This window comes from Acinetobacter schindleri CIP 107287 (assembly GCF_000368625.1).
Taxonomy (GTDB): Bacteria; Pseudomonadota; Gammaproteobacteria; order Pseudomonadales; family Moraxellaceae; genus Acinetobacter; species Acinetobacter schindleri.
Map to the genome: position 1 here is coordinate 791297 of NZ_KB849576.1, position 22109 is coordinate 813405.

The 22109-nt window shown below is 39.7% G+C and carries 24 protein-coding genes; 12 read left to right on the forward strand and 12 right to left on the reverse strand.

Annotated features, from left to right (window positions below):
- Positions 1-780 precede the first annotated feature (780 nt).
- Positions 781-1594, forward strand: a protein-coding gene (locus tag F955_RS16400; RefSeq protein WP_100222412.1) for an IS5 family transposase whose coding sequence is annotated in 2 segments (ribosomal slippage) — positions 781-1167 and positions 1169-1594 — 813 coding nt in all. Because the reading frame shifts where the segments join, the coding sequence is not laid out codon by codon here.
- A gap of 688 nt (positions 1595-2282) precedes the next feature.
- Entirely contained in the window at positions 2283-3449 is a 1167-nt protein-coding gene (locus F955_RS11300) for an MFS transporter (protein ID WP_026056809.1), read from the forward strand.
- A 19-nt stretch (positions 3450-3468) separates the two neighbouring features.
- Here the strand turns inward: F955_RS11300 and F955_RS11305 are convergent, their stop codons facing one another.
- Both F955_RS11305 and F955_RS11310 read right to left on the reverse strand, forming a co-directional pair.
- Positions 3469-4959 carry an amidase gene (locus tag F955_RS11305; RefSeq protein WP_004894571.1) on the reverse strand — a complete coding sequence of 497 codons (1491 nt, stop codon included), beginning with the start codon at positions 4957-4959 and terminating at the stop codon, positions 3469-3471.
- A gap of 36 nt (positions 4960-4995) precedes the next feature.
- On the reverse strand, positions 4996-6423 hold the full coding sequence (locus F955_RS11310) for a sensor domain-containing diguanylate cyclase (RefSeq protein ID WP_004894573.1): 1428 nt from the start codon (positions 6421-6423) through the stop codon (positions 4996-4998).
- A 329-nt stretch (positions 6424-6752) separates the two neighbouring features.
- Here F955_RS11310 and F955_RS11315 point away from each other — a divergent pair, with 329 nt between their 5' ends.
- The gene (locus F955_RS11315; protein WP_171056660.1) at positions 6753-7178 is read left to right on the forward strand and encodes a hypothetical protein; all 426 of its coding nucleotides are present in this window, start codon (positions 6753-6755) and stop codon (positions 7176-7178) included.
- A 68-nt stretch (positions 7179-7246) separates the two neighbouring features.
- Here the strand turns inward: F955_RS11315 and accC are convergent, their stop codons facing one another.
- Genes accC through aroQ form a run of 3 tightly spaced genes read right to left on the reverse strand, consistent with a single transcriptional unit; the run spans position 7247 to position 9521 of the window.
- Entirely contained in the window at positions 7247-8611 is a 1365-nt protein-coding gene (accC, locus tag F955_RS11320; protein WP_004894576.1) for an acetyl-CoA carboxylase biotin carboxylase subunit, read from the reverse strand.
- 21 nt (positions 8612-8632) lie between these two features.
- Positions 8633-9049, reverse strand: coding sequence for an acetyl-CoA carboxylase biotin carboxyl carrier protein (gene accB, locus F955_RS11325; protein ID WP_004894578.1), 417 nt, complete (start codon positions 9047-9049; stop codon positions 8633-8635).
- A gap of 16 nt (positions 9050-9065) precedes the next feature.
- A complete protein-coding gene (gene aroQ / locus F955_RS11330) occupies positions 9066-9521 on the reverse strand; it encodes a type II 3-dehydroquinate dehydratase (protein ID WP_004809215.1) in 456 nt (151 codons plus the stop codon).
- A gap of 871 nt (positions 9522-10392) precedes the next feature.
- Between aroQ and ybaK the strand changes: the two genes are divergently transcribed.
- Positions 10393-10860 (forward strand): Cys-tRNA(Pro) deacylase, encoded by a 468-nt coding sequence (ybaK, locus tag F955_RS11335; protein WP_004894581.1) that lies wholly within the window; start codon positions 10393-10395, stop codon positions 10858-10860.
- Positions 10861-11133: 273 nt separating this feature from the next.
- Entirely contained in the window at positions 11134-11658 is a 525-nt protein-coding gene (locus tag F955_RS11340) for a hypothetical protein (protein ID WP_004894583.1), read from the forward strand.
- A 180-nt stretch (positions 11659-11838) separates the two neighbouring features.
- Here F955_RS11340 and F955_RS11345 read toward each other — a convergent pair whose 3' ends face one another.
- Genes F955_RS11345 through tusD form a run of 4 tightly spaced genes read right to left on the reverse strand, consistent with a single transcriptional unit; the run spans position 11839 to position 13226 of the window.
- On the reverse strand, positions 11839-12150 hold the full coding sequence (locus F955_RS11345; protein ID WP_004894586.1) for a TusE/DsrC/DsvC family sulfur relay protein: 312 nt from the start codon (positions 12148-12150) through the stop codon (positions 11839-11841).
- 16 nt (positions 12151-12166) lie between these two features.
- Positions 12167-12451 carry a hypothetical protein gene (locus tag F955_RS11350; RefSeq protein WP_004894589.1) on the reverse strand — a complete coding sequence of 95 codons (285 nt, stop codon included), beginning with the start codon at positions 12449-12451 and terminating at the stop codon, positions 12167-12169.
- An 11-nt stretch (positions 12452-12462) separates the two neighbouring features.
- The gene (locus F955_RS11355; RefSeq protein ID WP_004894591.1) at positions 12463-12813 is read right to left on the reverse strand and encodes a hypothetical protein; all 351 of its coding nucleotides are present in this window, start codon (positions 12811-12813) and stop codon (positions 12463-12465) included.
- Positions 12814-12857: 44 nt separating this feature from the next.
- On the reverse strand, positions 12858-13226 hold the full coding sequence (gene tusD / locus F955_RS11360) for a sulfurtransferase complex subunit TusD (RefSeq protein ID WP_004894594.1): 369 nt from the start codon (positions 13224-13226) through the stop codon (positions 12858-12860).
- A 67-nt stretch (positions 13227-13293) separates the two neighbouring features.
- Here tusD and F955_RS11365 point away from each other — a divergent pair, with 67 nt between their 5' ends.
- The 7 genes from F955_RS11365 (at position 13294) to F955_RS11395 (ending at position 19649) form a co-directional block, all read left to right on the forward strand.
- Positions 13294-14301: an SDR family NAD(P)-dependent oxidoreductase gene (locus F955_RS11365; RefSeq protein ID WP_004894596.1), complete on the forward strand. Its 1008-nt coding sequence runs from the start codon at positions 13294-13296 to the stop codon at positions 14299-14301.
- Between the two features lie 108 nt (positions 14302-14409).
- Positions 14410-15804, forward strand: a complete 1395-nt coding sequence (gene fumC / locus F955_RS11370; protein ID WP_004894599.1) for a class II fumarate hydratase — start codon at positions 14410-14412, stop codon at positions 15802-15804.
- A gap of 126 nt (positions 15805-15930) precedes the next feature.
- Positions 15931-16422 (forward strand): hypothetical protein, encoded by a 492-nt coding sequence (locus F955_RS11375; protein WP_004894600.1) that lies wholly within the window; start codon positions 15931-15933, stop codon positions 16420-16422.
- A 418-nt stretch (positions 16423-16840) separates the two neighbouring features.
- A complete protein-coding gene (locus F955_RS11380) occupies positions 16841-17443 on the forward strand; it encodes a nitroreductase family protein (protein WP_004809233.1) in 603 nt (200 codons plus the stop codon).
- 127 nt (positions 17444-17570) lie between these two features.
- Positions 17571-17939 carry an immunity protein Imm33 domain-containing protein gene (locus tag F955_RS11385; protein ID WP_004894602.1) on the forward strand — a complete coding sequence of 123 codons (369 nt, stop codon included), beginning with the start codon at positions 17571-17573 and terminating at the stop codon, positions 17937-17939.
- Positions 17936-18349, forward strand: coding sequence for a hypothetical protein (locus tag F955_RS11390; protein WP_004894605.1), 414 nt, complete (start codon positions 17936-17938; stop codon positions 18347-18349). The genes F955_RS11385 and F955_RS11390 overlap by 4 nt, the downstream gene beginning before the upstream one ends.
- Positions 18350-18878: 529 nt before the next feature.
- A complete protein-coding gene (locus tag F955_RS11395; protein ID WP_004894607.1) occupies positions 18879-19649 on the forward strand; it encodes an alpha/beta fold hydrolase in 771 nt (256 codons plus the stop codon).
- 20 nt (positions 19650-19669) lie between these two features.
- Here F955_RS11395 and F955_RS11400 read toward each other — a convergent pair whose 3' ends face one another.
- Genes F955_RS11400 through icmH form a run of 3 tightly spaced genes read right to left on the reverse strand, consistent with a single transcriptional unit; the run spans position 19670 to position 22104 of the window.
- Positions 19670-20629 carry a M15 family metallopeptidase gene (locus tag F955_RS11400; protein WP_008304806.1) on the reverse strand — a complete coding sequence of 320 codons (960 nt, stop codon included), beginning with the start codon at positions 20627-20629 and terminating at the stop codon, positions 19670-19672.
- Positions 20630-20632: 3 nt separating this feature from the next.
- Positions 20633-21280: a hypothetical protein gene (locus tag F955_RS11405; protein ID WP_004894610.1), complete on the reverse strand. Its 648-nt coding sequence runs from the start codon at positions 21278-21280 to the stop codon at positions 20633-20635.
- A 14-nt stretch (positions 21281-21294) separates the two neighbouring features.
- Positions 21295-22104, reverse strand: a complete 810-nt coding sequence (icmH, locus tag F955_RS11410) for a type IVB secretion system protein IcmH/DotU (protein ID WP_004894615.1) — start codon at positions 22102-22104, stop codon at positions 21295-21297.
- Between the last annotated feature and the right edge of the window lie 5 nt (positions 22105-22109).

Sequence of the window (22109 nt, forward strand, 5' to 3'; positions counted from 1 at the left end):
TTACGGAATTAGGTCGCCCACTTACCCAAGTTACGCCTTAAATTTGGCTCAATTAGGGGCGCTTTGCATTTCAAATCTTTGTGCAACAAAGCCAAGGAAAAATAACAATCAAATGCAAATATTGGCTAAATTAATCCTTGGCCTTGTTTAACTGAAGAAACGACTAGGCTGAGTATTTGTTGATTTTGCAATTAGTAGCTTTCTAATTAATTTATATATTTATGAGAAGTCCTCAATTAGTTTAACAAGTACTTAAAGAAACATAAAACTAACGGGTAAGAACTATTAATATATATTTCCTATACTTACATAAATCTATTCATAAGTTATCTTTAAATAGTTTAAAGAGAAAATATTTGGCTAAGGACTATAAAATGGTAATTAGAGATTGATCGGTTTAATTTTTTATTAATTTTCTATTAATTTTCTATAGTTAGATGAGATGTTTAAATTCTAAGGATCATTCTCCTTATATCTTGAATAGGGGAACACTAAAGCAAGGAGATCGATATGTTCCAGTTCGTGCTTTGCTTATTTGGCCTACATAGTACCATTGAGTTTGAATGTACGGCTGATAGCGAAGAAATTAAGTTATGTCGCGATTGCTTGAAAGAAATTAAATAGGTTTAGTACAGTAGGGCTAGATACATTTGGATATAAAGTTACCCTGTTTCTTAAGGTGAAGTCAGGGCTGGTCTATTAGAAGCTAAAAAAATATTATTAAATATTCAATAGAAATTAGATCTCTTGCGAAAGTAAAAAATTGTTTATACTAGCCCCATGAAATATGAAAATTTAACTCGATTTAATGATGGGGAATTTAAACGACTCGTTGGAGTTCCTCGTCCATTATTCTTAAAAATGGTATCGGTGTTACAACACGCTGAACTTGCCAAGAAAAAATCTGGAAGACCTCATTCGTTGTGTTTAGAGGATCAATTGTTGTTAACTTTAAATTACTTACGCTGTTATAGAACTCAAATTGAGTTATCCGCTGACTATAACCTAGCTGAAAGCAATGTGAATCGTACTATTCATAAAGTTGAAAATGCTCTGATTCAATCACGGATTTTCGCATTGCCTAAAAGGAATCAAAAGTTTAGTGAGGGGGATTATGTGATCGTTGATGTCACTGAGTCACAGATTGAGCATCCCAAAAAAACAAAGAAAATTCTATAGTGGTAAAAAGAAGAAACATACGCTAAAAACACAGGTCATTTTTAACCCAAGACTAAAGCAAATTGTAAGTATACAGGTCGAAAGTGGCAGAAAACATGATCTGACGATTGCGCGTAAGTATTTTAAGGAGATGATCATTTATCCTTGTATTATGGCAGATTTAGCCTATAAAGGATTTCATCAGATTAAGAGTAAGTTACTCATTCCAATCAAGAAACCTAAGAATTTATCATTACCCAAAATAGCAAAACAGATCAACCAAGAAATCAGTCGGCGTAGGATCACAATTGAACATATCAACGGCAAACTTAAATATTTTCGGATATTAACAGAACGCTATAGAAATAGACGGAAACGATTTGGTCTAAGAATGAATTTAATTGCTGGAATGGTGAACTGGACGCTCTTAAATTAACTTTCGCAAGAGATCTATTAATAATGATAAATCTTTGTACGTGGTTCAATGATTTTGATGAAAATGATCATGGTGAATAATGAAAGTCAAATTTTTAAAGCCGTGTGTCGATTTAATAATAGAAAAGACAATTAACTTGAGTCATGAGATTTAATCTGAATTAATAAAGTGCAAATATTTTAAAATTTCTAGTAACCCTTTATATTTAGGATTGAATGTTAAGATAAGCTACAATATAAGCAACAAGAAGTCAGAGTGCACTTTAATGACTAAACTTGAAATATTGATAACTTTATTGGCTATCATAATTATTAGTACAGTGATCTACGTATTGGCCCATACTTTGTAATTAAACCTCCTTTGGGAGGTTTTTTTATGAAGTGTTATTTTTGGGTACTTGTTAATATAAAGCTGTAATGAACCAAAAGCTCATAAAAATATACCAAGGATCAAATGTTAATGAAATAGGATGAATATTCTTATTGATAATTAGAAGCTTCTGACATTATTCGAGGTATGACAATGATTTAATTAACAAAAAATTGGATAAAATTTTGGAAAAGTAATTTCGTAAAATTTACAAAAAATAAACTTTATAGATTGTTGAGTCGAGATGAAGACAAACGAATACAATGTGATTCATTCTTAAATCTTTTAAGTTTATAAATCATTAGGTAAGCCTATTTTAATGCTCAATCTTCCCATCCAGTCGCGACTTGGCGGATTCTATTTCTGTTATTACGCCATTGTAGGCGCATTCATGCCATTCTGGAGTTTGTATCTTGAAGATCAAGGTTTCAGCTATTCAGAGATCGGGATTCTATCTTCAATTGCCATTGTCACTCGCTTTTTTGCACCCCTCATTTGGGGCTGGATTGCTGACAAATCTGGCAAACGCATGTTGCTGGTGCGCATTGCTACTTGGATGGAAGCCTGTATCTGGTTCATGATTTTTATCGTTCCTAACAGCTTTCAGTCTGTGGCATTGCTGATGCTAATTTTTAGCTTTTTCCAAAATGCGATTCTGGCGCAATTTGAAGGTGTGACGCTTTTCTGGCTCGGAGAAAAACGTGCCGAGCTATATGGCAAAGTGCGTAAATGGGGATCGGTGGGTTTTATTGTTGGTGTTTTTGCTGTTGGAGCAATATTTGAAATTATCCCGGTCAGTATGCTGCCAGTATTATTACTGTGTATTTCATTTCTTGCTTTTATCTGGTCCTTTAGCATTAAGGAACCTTCGACGGCGCCATTTGCACAAAAACAGCTTGAACCGTTATGGCCAATCTTGAAACGGCCAGTGGTTTACAGTTTTTTCATCATTGAGCTGATTATGCTGTTTTCCCATGCGCCATTTTATAGCTTCTATAGCAATTTTCTCAGTCAGCATGGATATACTACCAGTCAGATTGGACTGCTATGGTCGGTTGGTGTGATTGCGGAAATCATCATGTTTGCTTATGCGACTTTATTTTTTAATCGCTGGTCGTGGCGAACACTGGTAATAATCTGTTTGTTGCTAACAGGATTGCGTTGGCTGATTGTAGGTCTGCTGCCTTCGTTATTTATAGTGCAGTTTATGGCACAATGTATTCATGCTTTTAGTTTTGGCCTGTTTCATATGATTGCGATGCGGGTGATTTTCCAGAATTTCTCGGCAGGACAGCAGGGGCGAGGTCAAGCACTCTATAGCACCATGTGGGGGATTGGCGTCGCTAGTGGCAGTATTCTTGCTGGTCAGTACTGGGATCAATTTGGCGGTGCGACTATCTTTATATATGCCGCTGTGGCTACGCTAATGGGTTTACTATTTTTATCTGGTTTACCCAATCAGGTGGAACCCACAAAGTCCACCTGAAATAATGATTCTTGAATTATTAGATCTGAATATCTTTATAACGATCGAACCATGGTTGCGCTTCTTCTAGTTGCGCAGCCAGTTGTAATAACAGATCTTCACGAGCAAACGGCGCGATAAATTGAGATCCTAATGGTAGATTCTGCTCGTTCCAGTATAGTGGTACTGACATGGCGGGTAGGCCAGTGATATTGGATAACTGGGTAAATGGCACCCATTTCAGGTTTTCCTTGACGATCTGATCAATCAGTTTACCCTGCGCCAATAGATGTGCCCTTCCCATACCCAGTAATGCTTTCATAATCGGTTTTTGCCAAGCGGGTGTTTTTACTTCACCATTGCGTGGAGCCACCGATGCCGTTGCTGGTGTCAGGTATAAATCATAGCAATCAAAGAAATGATTCATCTGGGAAACATAGACACCCCAGTTGTTCAGATTCTGGATGTATTCAATCGCCGTGGTCTTGGCACCAAAAGCACATAACACCAGAGAATCTAGCTCAAAATCAGTTGATTTAGACGGATATTGCCTACGGATTTCCTCAAGCATATAAGAGAACTGACTGAACCAGGTGGTAATAAAATCCTTAGCCAATTGCATCCCGTCAATCGCTGGATGATCTTCAATTACCTCATGACCTAATGATTCCAAAATTTTCACTGTCTGTTCGATGGCCTGAACTGCATCTTTGGAGATTTTGGTGCCAATAGGAGATTTGGTATTGAATGCAATTTTCAGTTTTTTCGGTGGTTGCTGAATAATATCTAGATAATGCGCATGTGGCCGTTCGATCTTGAACATGGAATGATGATCTTCACCATGCGTAGCATCCAGCATCGCAGCGCTGTCACGAACGGTTTTGGTCAGAACGTGCTGAATTGCTGCCCCATGCATGGCTTCACTCATTTGTGGTCCCCAAGGTGTACGTCCCCGGCTTGGTTTCAAACCAAACAGACCGCAATAAGAAGCAGGAATTCGAATCGAACCACCGCCATCTCCCGCACCCGCAATCGGCACGATCCCCCCGGCAACAGCAGAAGCAGAACCACCCGATGAACCGCCACTGTTATGGGCTAAGTTCCAGGGATTTTTACAGCTACCCCAGGCATCTGGCTCGGTAATGCCTTTGATTCCAAATTCAGGTGCATTGGTACGGCCAAAAGTTACAATGCCGGATTTTTCCCAGCGATTCACAATTTCCGCATTGGTATCCGGAATATAGCCAATACGTTTAAAGCCAGTACAGCCATAAGAAGTCGGATAACCGGCATACTCTTGAAACAGGTCTTTAACCAGGAAGGGCACACCTGCAAAAGGACCTGATAAATTTGTCTCAGTACGTTTTAAGGCATAATCATGCATCGGGATAACGATGGCATTTAATTCAGGATTGACCTGATTACTGCGTTCTAAAGCAATATTCAGCAACTCGGAAGCATGGATTTCTTTTTTTGCGACCAGCTCGGCCAGTCCCAGACCATCATAGCTAAGATATTCCTGATAATTCATGACATTCCCTGTTTGAATAAATAAAAGTTAAAAATTTTAAGATGCAAGTACGACCTGATTACGACCCATATGCTTGGCCTGATAAAGCGCCTGATCTGCAATATTGATCAGATCCTGCAATTCGGTCTGTTGTGGTGCTTCCTGATGGGTAATACCCAAACTTACCGTGATATGCACCGATTTGCCATGTTCCAGATAAATTGGTGTTTGCTGTACCAGCTCACGGATACGTTCAGCCACCCAATGCGCTTCATCGTGCTCTATATCCCACATTAAGACGACAAACTCTTCACCACCAATCCGGGCAAACAGATCGCAGCTACGCAGATTGGTACGCACCAATTCAGAGAATTGCTGTAAAACTGCATCACCAACATGATGGCCGTATTGATCATTTAAGCGTTTAAAGTAATCAATATCCAGCATAATAAGAGAGAACGACAATTTTCTAGACTGTTTCAGTAAACTTTCACCTTCTTTAAAGAAGTAATGGCGGTTCATGGTACGGGTTAAACTGTCATAATTGGCGAGATAAAGCACATGTTTATACAGCTCATTCCGGTTTTGGCTGATAATGCACAGAATCAGTGGTGCCAGTGCCAGCATAAACAGGCCGATGCGTAAGGACACAAAAGTCGTAGAATCTGCCAGGGTTTGATCAGCCAGATAGATCTGTGTCAGGCTGCTATAAGTGGTGATCAGAACCAGTGTATTAATAATCGAGATTGTAAAAATACGATAAGTGAGTGCTGCCCAGATTAAGGCGGCCAGAGGATAGATTAATGCGCCAGGCCCGGCAAAAATATGAGTTAAGACCACACAGACCGCGACAGTGATCATCGGAAAAAAATAACTGAAAGAATAAGATTTTTTCCTGCGATTTTTCGCAAAATAACGAATTTGCTTGGCCGTAGGGAATGCCAGTACCAAGGGCAGGATGATAATATAGTTAACCATTTCCCCAGTCCACCACAGGAAAAAGTCAATTTTCATGTTTTCCGGAGTGATAAAGGAACCGGGGATATTCACCAGAGTAATCACTGCAAATGCTGCGCTGGCAAGACATCCTGCGAAGGCACAGATACCGAATAGATGAATAAAGGTAAACCCGCTGTTGTAGTACTTATAATTAATTTTGAAATAGCGAATACAGAATAGGGAAACGATAGTGCTTAACAGATTTGAAAGTGTCAGAAAAAAGCTTTGTAGAAAAAAGTCACCTGTGAGCAGGTCTGCAAACATATAAGCACTGAACGCACCTAGCCAGCCACCTTTATTGTTGAGCTGTGGAAAGCGTAAAAAGAAGGCGAGTAGGGCTGCATTGGCTGGCCATAAAAATGCTAAATAGCCGGTTGGTCGCGTTGCAATGCCAATAAAGCTACAGATAAGAATTAACAGCGCAATAATGAGATATGCAGAGCTATCCGGATCCAGTTGTTTTTCTTTAAAATCAGCAAATCGCAAAATGAAGCTACCTTAGTATATTTACAATGAAAAATCACATGCTGTTTTTTTAGTTAAATAAGCTTTGAGATCTTTCTTTTTGTTTTTGATTGTTTGTAATTTAATCAATACTTAAAATCGCATAAGTACAAAATATAAACAAAATAATGTGGAAAAGAAATGGCTATTATGTATCTAGCTGATATTTTTATTTAAGTAGATGAAATGATTTTTCGCCATACTCCCCACTGTCAAAAATATGCTAAGTTAGGGACAATCCAAGGAATACTATTTTTAATATGAAAAAAACATGTCTAAGCCTTATGCTGCTTACCTTAACCACCTGGGCGATGGCTGCAGATATAAATAAAAATACCCAAACAGCAGCACAAGCTTCAGCTGTTGCCAATACCTTCCGTATCGTAACACGTCCTGAAATCATGGGCTTATGGGGAATGGAAATCCCGACTAACCGCAAGTGTGTTGAATATTATAATTTTAAAAGTGATAACAATGTGATTATTAAAAGTGGTGATGAATGGTCATCAGGCATCTATGACTATCAGTTGCCGCAAGATACCACCGCTCAGGTTCCGGCCTTAATTCTTCAGGTGAAATATGACAATAACCAGAAAGACTGTTCTGGCAATCAAGAAGATCAGTCCGGTGAAGTCTCACAGTATTTTGTGAAATGGCAGAATCCACATACGATTAATTTCTGTGCCACTGAAAAGGCAGAGCAGTGTTTTGCAACTTTAAGACGTATTCTTCCTTAGGGTCGTATTACAGACAATAAAAAACCGCTGAATGATCAGCGGTTTTTTTTAAGGATACTGAAAGAGGATTAAGCCTTTTCTTCAGCACCTTCAAGTTGTTTAAGCAGATGTTTTTCGAGATAGTGAATATCCATTGCCTGCTCACAGAAGTTCACATCCTGAAGGATCAGATCTTTATGCAGCGGGATATTGGTCTTGATGCCAGTCAGAATCATTTCATCAAGTGCCTGCTTCATACGGGCAATGGCTGTTTCACGATCTTTACCATGTGCAATCAGCTTGGCAATCATTGAGTCATAATATGGTGGAATGCTATAACCTGGGTAGATATGCGAATCTAAACGGATACCTGCGCCACCTGGGGTGTAAAATGTCTCAATCATGCCCGGAGACGGCATAAAGGTAGATGGATCTTCCGCATTAATACGGCATTCGATCGCATGACCTTTAACAACGACATCTTCTTGCTGAATATCCAGACCCAGACCGGCTGCGACACGAAGCTGTTGTTCAATGATGTCAACACCAGTTACCATTTCAGTGACAGGATGTTCTACCTGAACACGGGTATTCATTTCAATAAAGAAGAATTCGCCGTCTTCAAACAGGAATTCAAATGTACCCGCACCGCGGTATTGCATTAACTTACATGCATTCACGCAAGCTTCCAGAATGTCAGCACGTGCCTGTTCAGGCAGATTTGGTGCAGGAGCTTCTTCTAGTACTTTCTGGTGACGGCGCTGTAAAGAACAGTCACGGTCATACAAATGGATCGCATGGCCATTACCATCGCCCAAGATCTGTACTTCAACATGACGTGGCTTTTGCAGGAAGCGTTCCATATAAACCGTATCATCGCCGAACCACATTTCTGCATCACGTTGTGCCGCTTGTACAGACTCAAGCAGGGTATCCACGCGTTCAACGATACGCATACCACGTCCGCCACCACCCGCAGCAGCTTTTACGATCAGCGGGAAGCCGATTTCTTTGGCTTCAGCAAGGGCATTGTGGATGGTTACTGCATGATCACAGCCTGGTACTGTTGGTACGCCGGCTTTTTTCATGGCAATAATGGCAGAAACCTTATTACCCATCAGGCGAATGTGTTCAGGACGTGGGCCAATAAAAATAAAGCCAGAACTTTCAATAATTTCAGCAAATTCAGCATTTTCAGACAGGAAACCATAACCTGGGTGGATCGCATCCGCACCAGTAATCTCAGCTGCTGTGATAATTGCTGGAATATTTAGGTAACTGTCACTGCTTGCGCCAGGACCGATACATACTGCTTCATCGCAGAAACGTAGATGCATCAAGTCCTTGTCAGCATCTGAATAGACACCGACAGTTTTAATTCCTAAAGTTTTGCAAGCTCGGGTGATGCGCAGGGCAATTTCACCACGGTTTGCAATTAAAACTTTTTGCAACATTATTATGAATCCCCGAGGTGATTAAGCGCGGTAACGGAAAAGTGGCTGACCGAACTGAATCACTTCACCATTTTTCACCAGAATTTCTTCAATCACACCGCTTTGAGTTGCTTCAATCGGGTTCATGATTTTCATGGCTTCAATAATGCCAAGTGTTTCACCCGCAGAGACAGTTTGACCCACTTTCACAAATGGTGCTTCGCCTGGACTTGGTGCTGCATAGAACACACCAACCATCGGAGATTTTTCCACAGCACCACGTGGAGATTTTGCAGCAGATACATCAGCTGCAGGTGCAGGCATTGCAGGAACAGCTGCTGCAACCACTGGATTGCGACGAGTCAGGGCAATGGATTGATCTCCTTCCTTAACTTCGATCGCCTGTAAGTCAGACTCAATCATCAGGTCGATGAGTTTCTTGATTTTACGGATATCCATGAGACAGTATTCCTAATTAAGATTGCTTAGAAGATTGAATTTTTTCAATGATGTAATCGAGGGCAGCGGCATAGCCTTTTGCACCCAGACCACAGATCACGCCGATCGCCTTATCGGACAGATATGAATGATGTCGAAATGCCTCACGTGCATGAACGTTAGACAAATGGACTTCAATAAATGGAATGGCAACGCCAAGAAGTGCATCACGCACTGCAACAGAGGTATGCGTTAAAGCTGCAGGATTAATAATGATGTATTGCACGCCGTCTTGTTGTGCTTGATGAATTCGGTCGACAATGGCACCTTCCCAGTTGCTTTGGAAAGAGTCTAATTCTAAAGTGGCATTTTTAGCCTGAGCGCTGAGCTGCTGATTGATGTCATCAAGAGTCAAGTGACCATATACTTCTGGTTCACGCTTTCCCAGCAAATTAAGATTCGGTCCATGAATGACCAAAATGGTCGAACTCATTCAGCTTGCTCCAATTCAAAAGTTTCAAAAGAAGTTTGCAAGATGTCAGCAAACTTCCTTCATTATGGCATGAAATTCTACATTTTATAAAAATTTTGTCTGAATTGGTGTAGAAATTGCCTGCCTAATAGTGGGCTATATAATGAGAACTTTGCAAGGAATTGGCAATGTTAAAAAATGACATTTATGGGAGTTATGTCGGATTCTTACATTGTAAGCCTAATTGGCTAAAACAGTTAATAATGTTTATATAACATTGCCGACAGATAATAAAGAAGTCAACTATTTTTGATCAGATCCTACTAGATGTTTGCAGTATTTAAGGTTTAAAGCTTATTCATCTTAAATTTTAGTGACAAAAAAGTCTGTTTAAAAAGTGCCCATGAATGGTTTTTATATAATAATTCTAATTATATGAGATTTTATTAAATAAGTTATTGAATTTAATTTATTTTAAATTAAAAAATCTATCAGTTAGCTATTATTTTAAGGTCCCTTAGAGTTGTGAGTATGCATAGAAAAAGAGGCAACTCCTGAGCTTAACAGTGGAATCAGGTAGTGAGTTAAACTTACTGATTCGCCCTATTTTTAATTCCTGTATCGCAAAATGGTGAGATTGACTGAAATGTTCATAGAATTGTATTCAATGCTGAATATTCAGCCAAAAGATAAAGCATTTAAATTGGCAAAAGGTCGTCTACTAAGTCGGTGAATGGTCGTAGGAGGTCAACTCAACGATACTCACCCTCTTGCAATAAGGCTTTTCGTAGAAACTTTATCGAATAATATGGTTTATAAATAGTCTAGACATGTTCGAGAAAGGTGTGAATTTTATATAATGCAGCTATCTAAAACAAAATAGTCAAATATCATGACTCCAGCTTGCAAACTTTTAAAAGCCAATAAAATCGAATATAGCATTCACGAATATGAACATGATGCCAATGCTAAAAGCTTTGGTTTAGAAGCAGCAGAGAAACTGGGCCTAGCTGTTGAAGAGGTTTTTAAAACGCTATTAGTCACGGATGAAAAGCAATATTTTGTGGCAGTATTACCTGTTCATCATCAGCTTAATCTTAAAAAAGTAGCTGCTACATTCGGTTGTAAAAAATTGCAGATGGCAGATCCTAAACAGGCAGAACGATTAACCGGATATCTGGTGGGTGGAATCAGCCCAGTGGGACAAAAGAAACGCCTGAAAACTGTGATTGATGTATCAGCAGAAAGGCTGAATAAAATTTATGTCAGTGGTGGCAAGCGTGGTTTGGACATTGGTCTAAACCCAGCAGATTTAGCCAAGGTTTTAAATGCACCTTTTATTGATATAGTTGATGAATAATTTAATGTATTAAAAAGACATTAATTAGTATTTTAATTAAACCCGGAGAGTAAAATTCGGGTTTTCTTTTGGTCGGAAAACGCTACACATTTTTTTTGCATTTGTATATTGTTTTAATGCAAAAGCAACCATGGGTTGCTTACAACAATAAGAAATTAAAAGAAAAATAAATTGGAGCATTGCTCATGAAGATCGTTATTTGGCTTAACGCTGTTTGTCTATTTTTGTCACTTGGGGAATCACTTCTGCACGGTTTTAACCGGGAGGTGGCATATGAATGAAAAAGGCGTTTACCTGCTTAGTACTGTGGCTCTATTTTTAATCTTATGGTTGATTGGTTATCAGGTCCATAATGAAATCCATCGGGAAGAATTGGGATTGAACCGCACCAGCAGTTTAGCATTTTATGGGATGAATACCCATACGCCGTTTCTAGACCGTCAGGCAGAAAGTTTGAATCAGGCTGTACAGCGTCAGGGAGTGGTGCGGAATCAATCTCAGCCTTTGAACCAACAGCGCGCTCAGTTTGTTTCAGATTTTGCCAGTATGCTATTTGCAATGCAGGATGGACATAAGCCTGAATATTTGCAGCTGAGAATATTTCTAAACAGGCAACAAACATTATTGGAAAATAAGGCGCTTAAACAGGAGGAGGCACTCGCCAATATTAATTTGCTACAGACATTCTTGCCTGAGTACCAACATGAACTGACACGAGCATCGGCAAAATTGAAAACGCGTTATTCTTATTATGAAACACATATAATTTCTGATGAGATGAGTTTAAGCACGGTATGATCTAGAGGCGAACAATATCAGTGTGATGTATTAAAGTGGTTCTTCAGAATTAAGCTGAGAGATGAAGGTCTGCATGATTGTAAACTTTATACTCTAGCTACAGGATATAAAAATCATCTCATGCAAGTTAAGTAAACTGTATCGTTTTTAAACTTGCATGAGTAGTAATTATATATCTGCTTAAAGGCAATTCGCCGGTTTAGGAATGCCTGCCAAACGACTAAGGTGGCGTGCCACCAAGCCTGTATTAAATTTTTCTTGAAGTACAGCATTGTTGATTTCAGGCCCTACAGTTTTCATCAGGAATTTGATGAGAGGACGTGTCGCTGGAGAATGACCAAACTGTTGATAAAACTGACGTACAGCCTGTAAGATTTCAAAATGCCAAGGGGTCAGTTTTAACTCTAAGCTCTCGGCAAGCACCTGTGCGACGTCTTCATTCCAGATGGTATAGTCCACTAAATGACCATCTTGGTCTAACTCTAAATTCATGATAGATCCGTATGTGTTACTTCATAGAAATACAGCGACTAAAGCCCAAGCATAGTTCTGCAAATTCGGTATAATTAATAATTTTCAAATTTTTTACTTCTGGTTGAGGCAATAACTCAGCCTCATTTTCCAGAATATAAATCTCTTTCAGCTGCTGAATAAATGGATGCTCAACTGACAAGGCTGCATCGCCCATCAGAATTACCTGATCATTTTCGCTATAGAGTTGGGACAGTTGTTCGATAATCTGTGCTGTAGCCGCATGGCTGGCTTGAATCATATAAAGAGTTTTATCAGACATGGTGAGCAACCTTACCAGTACAATACATGGTTAAAGCCTTGCATAAAGGCTGGGTTTAATTCGACAAATTCAATTTCTTGCTCTGTATTTTGTATAAAAGGCGAGTTTTGATTTTTACTTTCCACCAGAATTGGGGTCAGATCATAAAATTCAAAACTGTCGACCATGTTGGAAGCAATTTTGAACGCATGTTTAAGCTGTTCAAATTGCAGATCTGAACGTAATAGGCTTAAAGCTGCACCTTGTAATAAGACTTTCACGTCTGAACCAAAGGTCGCAAGTACCATGGTCGCAGAAAGACTTTCATGAACCTGCAAGGAATTCAGATTCGATTGAGTTAATATAACGAGTACAGATTTCACACAATATACCTTTTAAAAGCAACATATCCCAAAAAATAGACCGATTAGAATTGAAGCAGACGATGTGCAGACTGAACAGCATCAGCGAGTTCGCCCAATCCGACCAATTCAAACTGATCTGCAAGATTATGCTGTTGAATATTGTGACGTTGAGCATTCTCCTGATCTGTGATACCACGCGCTAACGCCGCACTTACACATACGGGCAGACGTAGTTGCAAGGACTGCCACTCACGGGTCAGGTGACGCTGGTCATCCGGTACCCATTGCAGAGCATTAGCAACAGACACACCGTCCTGGTAAAAGAAAACCCGAAAGTCTTCCTGTTTTTGCTTTAATGCTTTGGCAAGTCCCAAGGCATGCCAGGCATGTATCGACGTCGGGGCGGAGGTAATAAGAATTAAGGTGCTCATGAAATTCACTACAGGCTTGATCAACTAAGCAGTTGATCTGGGCTACATAATAAAAAGGTAGTATACAATGATTTTAGTGACCGGTGGTTTAGGCTTTATAGGCTCTCATATTGCTTTAAGTCTGCTCGCACAAGGGCAACAGGTCATTGTGGTCGATAATCTGGCCAATGCTAGTCTGCAGACGCTAGAGCGTCTTGAATTCATTTCCGGCATGTATGTGCCTTTTGTTAAAATTGATATCCGCAATACGCCTGCTTTAAACAAAGTCTTTGAACAGAATTCCATTGACGCCGTGGTACATACTGCAAGCTTTAAATCATTAGAAGAATCGGTACTAAAACCGCTGGAATATTACAATGATAATGTCAGTTGTATTATGAGTCTCTTACGTGCCATGCAACGGACGGGTGTTCGTAATCTTGTGCATTTGTCCAGCCTTGCTGTTTATGGGCAATCCAGTCCTGATCTGACTGAAGAAACACCATTTAATTTCAGTTATCCAAACCCTTATATCAAGTCTCAACAGATGGTAGAAGAAATTATCCGTGATACTGCACGTACTGATAATGAATGGAAAATTGCGATCCTCAGACTATGCAATATTTCGGGTGCCTTTGAACATGGGGTACTGGGTGAAGTGGTACCGCCGCTACCAAAAAATATCGTGCCTTTGGCCATGCAGGTTGGGGCCTTACAGCGGGAAAGTATTGAACTGCGAAAACAGGCCAATACTGAAGATAAAACTGTAGAACGCAGTTTTTTGCATGTATTAGATTGTTGTGATGCAGTCATTAAGAGTCTGCAATGGCTCAGTACACAAAGTTTTGCCTGTGAAGCCTTTGATATAGCGGGCGAATTGATTTCGATTCAGAAATTGCTCGATGAAATTGGTGAAGTGACGCAAATCAATATCAAGACGGAAGAGGCGCTATATTACACTAATCCGGAACTAGATCAGGTTGGTTCTAAGGCGGAAAAGGCCAGGAACACTTTAAACTGGCAGCCTCAGCGTTCGATTCGGCAAATGCTTGAAGACGAGTGGCGTTTTTATCAGAACACGTTACGTGGGCAATAATACCGATTAACGCTATCCCAATTATTGATAATAATTATCATTTACATGCTGTTCTATTTTGCCTAAGATGGAACAAGGAAATACTAAAACTTTATAAAGAGGTTAAATATGCAAACACGTATTGAACATGACACCATGGGCGAAGTTGCTGTACCCAGTGAAGCACTGTGGGGAGCACAAACTCAGCGTAGTTTGCAGAACTTTAAAATTGGTAATGAACGTCTGCCACGGCCTATGATTCGTGCCATGGGTCTGGTTAAAAAGGCGGCAGCCTTGATGAATGCCGAATTAAATCAGATTCCGCATGAACTTTCAGGTTATATTGTTTCAGCAGCAGAAGAAGTGATTGCAGGGCAATGGGATAGTCAATTTCCGTTAGTGGTGTGGCAGACAGGTTCTGGTACGCAGAGCAATATGAACTGTAATGAAGTGATTGCCAATATCGCTAACCAGAATCTGGGAAATCCTTTAGGTTCTCAAAAACCGGTTCATCCGAATGATCATGTTAATCGTGCTCAATCAACGAATGACTCTTTCCCAACAGCAATTCATGTTGCTGCAAGTCTGCAAATTAATGAATTACTGATTCCAGCAGTAAAAAAATTGCGTGATACCTTGCATGCCAAATCTCAGGAATTCTCAGACATCGTCAAAATTGGCCGTACTCACTTACAGGATGCTACGCCGTTGACACTGGGTCAGGAATTTAGTGGTTATGTGTCTCAGCTAGATCACGGTTTATTGCGTCTGGAACAGGCACTGCATGGTTTATATGAATTGCCTTTAGGGGGGACAGCAGTAGGTACAGGCTTGAATGCCCATCCTGACTATGCAGTAAAAGCAGCACAAACTCTGGCAAAACTGACTGGACTGCCATTCGTTACTGCACCAAACAAATTTGAAGCTTTGGCAGGTCGTGATGCGGCAGTCTTTGCTTCCGGTGCATTAAAAACTTTAGCGGCGAGTCTGAATAAAATCGCTAATGACATTCGCTGGTTGGCCAGCGGGCCACGTTGCGGCTTTGGGGAACTCCGTATTCCTGAAAATGAACCCGGCTCAAGCATCATGCCGGGTAAGGTCAATCCGACTCAAAGCGAAGCGATGACCATGGTTGTGGCGCAAGTGCTTGGAAATGACACCACCATTAATGTGGCAGGTGCATCGGGTAATTTTGAGCTGAATGTATTTATGCCTGTAATCGCGTATAACTTGTTGCAATCCATTCAGCTGCTCGGTGATGCCTGTAATAGTTTCAATGATCACTGCGCCGTTGGTATTGAGCCGAACCGTGACAAGATTGAGCATTTCTTGCATGATTCATTAATGCTGGTTACTGCATTGAACCCGGTGATTGGTTATGAGAATGCAGCCAAAGTTGCCAAGACTGCTTATAAAGAAGGTAAAACTCTAAAACAAGTTGCGGTAGAACTTGATTTAGTCACAGCTGAACAGTTTGATGAAGTCGTCCGTCCTGAGAAAATGGTTTCAGCGAATGCGAAATAAAGCTTGTAACGCTTTTATTTTCAATCTTTAAGCCTGTTTTATCATGGAATAGTCAGCAGTGGTTTTTATCTCAGGCAGAGTTGCGTACAATAGCACTAGATGAGATTAACCACTGATGATTGTTTTATGCTTGATATTTATTTAACAGATGTTCAAAGAAAGGTGCAATTCAAGGATTATCCAGGTGAGCATCCTGTTAAATTTATTCTGAATTTTAAAAAGATTTTTCCAAGTATTATGGAACTTCTTTTACCTGTACTTCCCGATAATGAAAATCTGGATGAAATGTCATGGGAATCAACGACCAATGATTTTGAAATTTTCCAGATGTTTTTAGCTGGTTGGGGGATTATTGAACTGCGTTTAAATGCGATTACTCAGTTCAAAGATAAAACCTTTGCAGATCAGCTTGTTAAACAAGCACAGCAGAAGCGTAAGGAATATCAAAAAAAGCATATGAAGCTCACGACTGTAGAGCTGGATTATCTATTTATGCATGATATCCATGCGCTGATTGATGCTGAGCTGGTTGATCTGGGTGAGAAGTTTTATCTGCCAGTATTACGTGAACTTTGGAAAAATAAAGTCTCTGCTCAAGTCCTTAATGCCAAATTCTAAGTAAATTTAAACTGATTAATTTAATATCATCCTCCATATTTGGGGGATGAATTTTAATAGGTTCCAAAAAACTATTTGATGAGTTCAATTCTCACAAATAGCCTAAGCAACTCTTTCTATTTTTCATTCAAAAAAATTCTGCTGCATCATTGAACATGATGACTTATTTTAAAACAGAAATTGGTTCATAAAAGGGCATTTATTTTATCTTTTGATAAAAAATAAATTAATAAGCCATTATTTATCATGAGAATATATAAGGATATTACTTTAATAATATAGCTATTCTAAGCATATTTTCTTAAGCTATAAGTACTAATGAGTAAATGAATCATAGAATTCTTATTTATTAGATTTCCTTCATAAAAATAAGTGAAGGTTCCAGTTTTTCCGAAGATATATCAAAGGATTTTCAATAATGTCGAATCAGTTTTTAGATTTAATTACAAAACGCCGTACGATCTACGCGATTGGCAAGAATGTCACACAATCTCCTGAATTTTTAACTGATTTGATTCAAAACGCTATTAAACAAAGTCCCTCATCATTTAACTCACAATCTTCCCGTGCCGTGATTCTGTTTAATGGTGAACATGAGAAATTCTGGGGCTTTGTCGCAGAAAAATTAAAAAGTTATGCCAAAGATGAAGAAAGTGCTGCAAAAACCGCAGCGAAAATGGGAACCTTTGCGGCAGGCTTAGGTACGGTTTTATTTTTTGAAGACCTAGATGTCGTGAAAGGCCTACAAGATCAGTTTCCATCTTATGCAGATAACTTCCCGATCTGGGCAGAACATTCTACTGCGATCGCGCAATTTGCGACCTGGACAGCACTGCATACTGAAGGCTTGGGTGCATCTCTACAGCATTACAACCCGATCGTAGATGAAAAAGTTCATGCAGAATGGGACGTTCCAGCAAACTGGAAACTGAGAGCACAGCTGGTGTTTGGTTCAGTTGAAGGTGAAGCACGTGCCAAAGACTTTATGCCGGATCAAGACCGTTTCAAAGTATTCCAATAATTTGAAAAAACCGGCATCTGTCTAAATTCTTATAGGCAGATGCCATGCAATAGGCGATAAAAGCATATTCAGAATCATAAAAACTAAGCTACACTTAGGGCGCATTAAATCTAAGAGAAATGGCGCCATGTCAAAGAACACCCAGAAACTTTCACCGCTTCAAGAGCTTATTGCTGAACAGAAATTGTTGTGCGAAGAAGTCGGTTCTGCCTATGTAGAGGTGAGTGGGGATAACGTCATTGCAGTAGCAGTCCATACCCTGAATCAGGACCCCATTGTTGGTATTCGCAAGGCAGTAGATACAGCAACAAAAGTGAGCTGGTATATCTATGGTGGTGAACAAGTATCCACCGATGCTGACTTTGAAATTATGACTGTACGTGAATTACAGGATATTGCCCCAGAAGTTCTTCCTTATCTGGCGCTGGATCAAGGCTTTCGTTTCATGATTGATGCTGATGATTATGAAGATGTATGGAAAGAAGGTCAGGAATGAACCGCTTAGCTTTTGCTATCTTGCTGGGATTCAACGGTGTACTCATCACGAATTACGCCGTAGCCGAGACGATGACCCAGGAGCAATTTGATCAGTATATTGCTGAGCAAACGCGTGTGGTCAATGAAAGCAAAGCCATTCTGGATGAACCGCATACAGCGTTAGACAGACCAAACATCAGCACTGAACGTCAGGTATTATGTGATCGCATTCAGGCTTATCAGAATATTTTGAAAGCTTCTCAGGAAAATAGTCAGTTGAATATGGCTTCCATGATGGCGATGGTGGCGAAAAATTATCTGGATCGTCAAAACCAGAGCATGAATAGCTCTGGCATGACTACAGGTGTTTTTTGTAAGAGCAGGGCAGAACAGCCTGTTGAAGAAGATAAAGCAAAGCCTTTGATTTAGGTTAATTTTCTGATATTTAATTTATTAAAACTACATAAAAATAAGATTAATGCGAATTTTCCCGGGGAAATACCAATAACAATGAATTATTAGTTAAAATTATTAAACATTAAAAATCGATGGAAGAGATCACCTTATCTTTCTCACTCTTTATTATTAAAAAATAGCCTAAGCAATTTTATCTGGTAAATATAATCATAAAAGGGAAGAGATAGTTTTAAATCCATTGATGTCTTACTGAAAAATTAAGACTATATTTCCAAAATTAGCCATCAATCATATCCATTTATAGCTCGTACTCATTCAGCTTAATTTATTAAGCTTATTTCCTGATGATTTATCCAAAGCTTGAGGATTTAAACAGCACCTTCAGCACACTTTAAAAATACATTTGACAAATAGCCTAAGCAAAACTTTATATCTAATAAATAGCCTAAGCAAAATTTATAATTTTAAGAATTAGCAATTGATTAATTTTCAATAAAATTCCAATATCAACAACTAAACTATGAAATCACGGAACTCTCAAATGATCCTCAACTACCAAATTGCCACTCATGATGACTCAACACTTGTACCAATGGTCTTCATTCATGGTTTATTCGGCAGCTTGAGTAATTTAGGAATGCTGGCGCGACATTTTGCAAGTCAACGTACAGTCATTCAGTTAGATCTGCGCAATCACGGTTTATCAGGACATACGGATCAGCATGATTACCATCTCATGTCAAAGGATGTAATTGAAACCATGAATAGTCTGAAAATCACAAAATTTGTTGTGGTGGGGCATTCTATGGGTGGCAAGGTTGCCATGAAGCTGGCTGATATTGCACGAGATCGGGTAGAGCAGCTTGTGGTTCTTGATATCACCCCAATCCAATATCATGAAAATCATCATGCAAAAATTTTTGAAGCTTTATTAGCTGTAGAACGTGCCAACGTGAATTCACGATCGGATGCGACAAAAATCATGCGTGAATATTTACAAGAAGAAATGGTGATTCAGTTCCTGCTGAAATCCTTTAATAAAGGCAAGTGGCTGTTTAATGTGCAGGCGCTATATAAGCATTATCAAGATATTCTATATTGGGAAGATCTGACACCAGTTGATATACCAGCACTTTTCTTAAGAGGCGGCAACTCATTTTATATTTCCAAACCAGAGCAATTCGCTGCGATTGAACGTCAATTTACTCATGCCAATGTTGAACTCATTGAAGGTGCAGGTCATTGGCTGCATGGTGAAAAGCCTGCGCAGGTGCTGGAACACATGCAAGCCTTTCTGGATGAAAACCAATAAAATCTGGTAGAAGTTGAAGGTCAGTATGCAGCTGCTTGTAGCTGACCTTCATTAATCAGCTGGGCCGCCATTTCAGCAGTTTTTTTCAGACCCGGCATACGATATTCGGTATGACCATAATCCTTGATTGATTTCCAGCGACCGCCCCAGGTGAGTCCGACAGATTCTGCCACTTGGCCATAGAGTTCATAACCACGCATCGCCCATGGATCCCGCTCGCTGATCACGACTTTGCCATTCCGTTTAAAGGCAATATCCGCGGCCAGACCAAACTGATGATAACTTTGATAGCCTTTGGCGCGTGTGGTATTTGGATTCGCTGAAAGTGAATTTTGGCGCTCTGGACTACGATAACCTTCTAATAAAACCAGTTCATAGCCATGCTGTTCACGCATAATTTTAAATACCATCAACAAACGCTGTTTATAACGTGGATTAATTTTGTCCCATTTCCGGTTGGCTGTATTGAGATCGTTATGATGATGACTGTTTGGCAGATGTACATTTCCAGCAGGATTGGGTGAAGGAGTAATCACTTGCGCAGAAACGACGTTGGCATAGTAATTTGCTTCTTCCTGCAAGGCTGTTTCAATCAGATGTTCATCTACTTCTGGAGGAGGTGCGAGCACCTGACCATCCAGTAAGCTATAGATTTGCGGATCGACTTCGCGGAGATAATTGGCTTCAAAAGTACTGGCAGTAATCGGACGGGTTAAGCTAAAAATGACGATGCTGCTGAATAATGCCAATGCGGCCAGTAAAATCCACCATTGCTGAATATGCCAATGTGACTGGATTTTCGCTGACGAAGCTGCCTGATTAAATTCCCAAGCCAGCTGTTTGACAGCCAAAATACGGTTCTTGCCATAGGGTAAAATTTGCGTGAATAAGCTTATCAAACGGATTCTGAAATCATAAGAAACCAACACTAACATGCCGAGGCTAAGTAAAATAAAACTGGATAATATGAGGTAGATCATGCTTTATGACTGTGCGACTTCAGGATTTTCTTTTGGAGTCTTCGCAGGTGACTGTTCCTGAGTAGACGTACTTGCTGTTTTTAGCTCAACAGTTTTTTCTAATTGTTTTGGTTTTGTGGGTTGAGTAACAAGCCTTACATTTATAGGATTTTTTTCAGATTGTTGGATGTCTTTAGTGGATGTAGTTGAAGATCGAATAGTTTGAGGTTGGGATGTAAGCGGCTTAATTTTATCATTGGTCTGAGGTAAAGGCTTTTGCGCTTGAACACCAAATGCAGATTCAAAAGGTGAACCAGGATTTTCGGTTTTAGTTGTACTTTCTGGCTTTGCCACCTTAAACATATTGTCAATATTTTGATCAAAACCATCTTCCGGATTAGGGATATTTTCCTGATCCGACGGCGCACCGGCTGTTTGGATAAGCTGCTCACTATCTAACGTATGGCTTGAGTCTGCGCCTTGATCGCTTTCTACTGTTAATTGTGCAGCAGTAATGTCTTTATGATCCTGATAATAATGATAACCGAGCAAAGCTGAACCTACTGATAACACCCCAAGTATAAATCCGCTCAAGAAGTAAAATTGAGGAGAATAAGACAGAGCCTTTACAGGCTGTAAGATAGGAATATGTTTATTATTTTTGTATGCCATAGTCGGTGCAATATTTATGGTAAATGGATGGTGATATAAGCCTGTTCTGCAGGAACACTAATCACATTTTGATATTGGGCAAATGCTGCATGGCGGTCTTTAGACAATACATAGTGCAAACCCACAAAGCTTGCCAGCGCAAACAGCAGCCAGAAAATCAAAATCCAGAAAAATGGTAATTCGCGGTGAATGATATGTTTAATCTGATCCGGAATGGCCGAAAAAGGAGAAAAGGCTTTTTTCCCTTTGAGATAATCAATCTCATCGCCGACCCGACTAATCAGACTATTCAGCTGACTCATCGATTCAATCCGGTATTTTCCATGAAAGCCTAACAATAAACAGTAATGATAGACTTCAAGAACGGCGAGGCGTTCTTTGTCTTTATTGCGGATTTCTTCCATGTATTCAAAGAAACGATAACCTGCCAGTTGTGATCCAAACAGACTTAGTTGGAGTGGACTCATCATCCAGAAATTTTGCAGATCAAAAAAATGCGGAGCTTGCTGGGTCACGATGGTTTCATCGAGTAATGCGCAATAGGCATATTTTGCATCATGAATATCTTTAGCAGAAAATTGCAGTTTTCTCGCCTGAGTCTCAAAACGTGATAGCATATCCAGTACTTTCTGGCGGAAGGATTCCAAATCGGAAGGTACATACTGATTACGAATCAGAAATACCACATAGAATCCATCATGTAACAGATCGACTAGACTGGCAGTCGCTGAGTGTGGATGTGTATCTGTATTTGTTATAGCTGTAAAACCGGTGCCAATTTGTCCGTCGTCAAATAGTGAAGGGGCATTATTTAGACTATTCATTATTT

Bases quoted from the DNA above. Each gene is read 5' to 3' on its own strand.
- F955_RS11300 (WP_026056809.1), top strand. From the start codon at position 2,283: ATGCTCAATCTTCCCATCCAGTCGCGACTTGGCGGATTCTATTTCTGT.
- F955_RS11305 (WP_004894571.1), bottom strand. From the start codon at position 4,959: ATGAATTATCAGGAATATCTTAGCTATGATGGTCTGGGACTGGCCGAG.
- F955_RS11315 (WP_171056660.1), top strand. From the start codon at position 6,753: ATGGCTGCAGATATAAATAAAAATACCCAAACAGCAGCACAAGCTTCA.
- accC (WP_004894576.1), bottom strand. From the start codon at position 8,611: ATGTTGCAAAAAGTTTTAATTGCAAACCGTGGTGAAATTGCCCTGCGC.
- accB (WP_004894578.1), bottom strand. From the start codon at position 9,049: ATGGATATCCGTAAAATCAAGAAACTCATCGACCTGATGATTGAGTCT.
- aroQ (WP_004809215.1), bottom strand. From the start codon at position 9,521: ATGAGTTCGACCATTTTGGTCATTCATGGACCGAATCTTAATTTGCTG.
- ybaK (WP_004894581.1), top strand. From the start codon at position 10,393: ATGACTCCAGCTTGCAAACTTTTAAAAGCCAATAAAATCGAATATAGC.
- F955_RS11340 (WP_004894583.1), top strand. From the start codon at position 11,134: ATGAATGAAAAAGGCGTTTACCTGCTTAGTACTGTGGCTCTATTTTTA.
- F955_RS11345 (WP_004894586.1), bottom strand. From the start codon at position 12,150: ATGAATTTAGAGTTAGACCAAGATGGTCATTTAGTGGACTATACCATC.
- F955_RS11350 (WP_004894589.1), bottom strand. From the start codon at position 12,451: ATGTCTGATAAAACTCTTTATATGATTCAAGCCAGCCATGCGGCTACA.
- tusD (WP_004894594.1), bottom strand. From the start codon at position 13,226: ATGAGCACCTTAATTCTTATTACCTCCGCCCCGACGTCGATACATGCC.
- F955_RS11365 (WP_004894596.1), top strand. From the start codon at position 13,294: ATGATTTTAGTGACCGGTGGTTTAGGCTTTATAGGCTCTCATATTGCT.
- fumC (WP_004894599.1), top strand. From the start codon at position 14,410: ATGCAAACACGTATTGAACATGACACCATGGGCGAAGTTGCTGTACCC.
- F955_RS11375 (WP_004894600.1), top strand. From the start codon at position 15,931: ATGCTTGATATTTATTTAACAGATGTTCAAAGAAAGGTGCAATTCAAG.
- F955_RS11380 (WP_004809233.1), top strand. From the start codon at position 16,841: ATGTCGAATCAGTTTTTAGATTTAATTACAAAACGCCGTACGATCTAC.
- F955_RS11385 (WP_004894602.1), top strand. From the start codon at position 17,571: ATGTCAAAGAACACCCAGAAACTTTCACCGCTTCAAGAGCTTATTGCT.
- F955_RS11390 (WP_004894605.1), top strand. From the start codon at position 17,936: ATGAACCGCTTAGCTTTTGCTATCTTGCTGGGATTCAACGGTGTACTC.
- F955_RS11395 (WP_004894607.1), top strand. From the start codon at position 18,879: ATGATCCTCAACTACCAAATTGCCACTCATGATGACTCAACACTTGTA.
- F955_RS11400 (WP_008304806.1), bottom strand. From the start codon at position 20,629: ATGATCTACCTCATATTATCCAGTTTTATTTTACTTAGCCTCGGCATG.
- F955_RS11405 (WP_004894610.1), bottom strand. From the start codon at position 21,280: ATGGCATACAAAAATAATAAACATATTCCTATCTTACAGCCTGTAAAG.
- icmH (WP_004894615.1), bottom strand. From the start codon at position 22,104: ATGAATAGTCTAAATAATGCCCCTTCACTATTTGACGACGGACAAATT.